This window comes from Asanoa sp. NPDC050611, assembly GCF_040654855.1.
In the GTDB taxonomy this organism is placed as follows: Bacteria; Actinomycetota; Actinomycetes; order Mycobacteriales; family Micromonosporaceae; genus Asanoa.
Genome location: NZ_JBFAIU010000676.1, coordinates 1 through 1,478 on the forward strand (window position 1 = coordinate 1; position 1,478 = coordinate 1,478).

The window sequence follows — 1,478 nt, forward strand, 5'->3', positions numbered from 1 at the left end:
GGACCTCGGGGTGACCGGCAGGTCGATCCTGACGCTGCAGACACAGGCGGTCACCCGGGCCCGCTGGCCGCCCGGGCCCGCGCCGCCCTGCCGGACGAAACGCCGATCGGCCTGCCCGTACTTCGCGAACGCCCGGCGCCCGCCCAGCGGTGACTAGGTTGCTCGGGTGGATGCCAAAACTGAAGAGCTGAGGTCCGCGCACGACGTGCTCGCGGAGTTCTACGTCGAGCGGATGGCCGGAGCCATGGACCGCATGCCGGTCGACCGCGCCATGCTCGGCCTGTTCTGCGATCTGACGCTCGCCGCCGGAGTGGGCCGGGAGGTCGGCGACATCGGTTCCGGCACGGGCCACCTGGCGCCGGTCCTCGCCGCCCGCGGCGTGTCCCCGCGCGGGTTCGACCTGTCGCCGGGAATGGTGAAGGTCGCGCGGCGGGACTACCCGGACTTCCCGTTCGAGGAGGCCGACCTGCGCGCGCTCCCGCTGGCGGACGCGTCGCTGGCCGGCGTGGTCTGCTGGTACTCGCTGATCTTCCTGGCTCCGGCCGATCGCCCCGTCGCGTTCGGCGAGCTGGCCCGGGTGGTCAAGCCGGGCGGCTACCTGGCCACCGGCTTCAAGGACGGCGACGGCCGGCTCCGCCGCGGCGGCCGCAGCGCGGGCCTGGGCGTCGAGTACGACGGCTACTGGCTGTCCGCGGCCGAGATGGAGGCGCACCTGACCGACGCCGGCTTCGCGATCGTGTTCCGCGGCAGCCGCCCGCCCGACGCGGACGAGTCGACGCCGCAGGGTTATCTGATCGCTCGGCGCATGTGAGCAGCCAGACAGCGTCGGCTGGCATGAAACCGCTGGTCACGGAGGTTTTCCGAATCGGGCACCGCGAATGGTCGCGGAACCCGACGAGCCGTCCCGGGGGAATCCCGCCACGACCCGCCTTCAGCACCTCGAGGAGGGGTCAGTCATGAAACTCTCGCCGCGCTTCGCGTTGGACATGTTCTATCTGGTCGGTGGCGTCTTCCTGTTGGTCGCCGCGATGACCTACACATCGGGTACGGCCGGCTGGTTGGCGTTCGGCGTCGGCGCCGCCGTGACGGCGGCCGCCGGCCTGACGGCGATCAGGGCGACCCAGCCGGCCGTGAAGGTCGGCCACGGCCTGGTGGCCCTGGCCGGCCTCTGGACCCTGGTCGCCGCGCTCACCTTCACGGGCGCGACCCAGACCTGGCTGGTCTTCGCCAACGCGGCCCTGCTGGGCCTCCTGGCGGTCGCGGACCTGGTCGGCCACGAGGTGACCACCGAGCGGGTGGTGCACGAACTGGTCGTGCAGAACGCGCCGGAGGACCGGACGACGACCAAGCCCTTGGCCGCCGCCTGACCCAGGAGCGAAGCCGATATGCGGACGGGGGGGGGGCGGGCCGCCCCCCCCCCCCGGGTGTTCTCATGCTTTGGTGTTGGGGGGGGTTGTGGGCATATTGAAATAAAACAA

General features: G+C 71.7%; 2 protein-coding genes. Both read left to right on the forward strand.

Features of this window, described 5'->3' with window-relative positions; translation table 11 throughout:
• Positions 1–166 precede the first annotated feature (166 nt).
• Positions 167–811 (forward strand): class I SAM-dependent methyltransferase, encoded by a 645-nt coding sequence (locus AB0H87_RS41740; RefSeq protein ID WP_360159399.1) that lies wholly within the window; start codon positions 167–169, stop codon positions 809–811.
• A 145-nt stretch (positions 812–956) separates the two neighbouring features.
• Positions 957–1,367: a hypothetical protein gene (locus AB0H87_RS41745; RefSeq protein WP_360159402.1), complete on the forward strand. Its 411-nt coding sequence runs from the start codon at positions 957–959 to the stop codon at positions 1,365–1,367.
• Positions 1,368–1,478 lie beyond the last annotated feature (111 nt).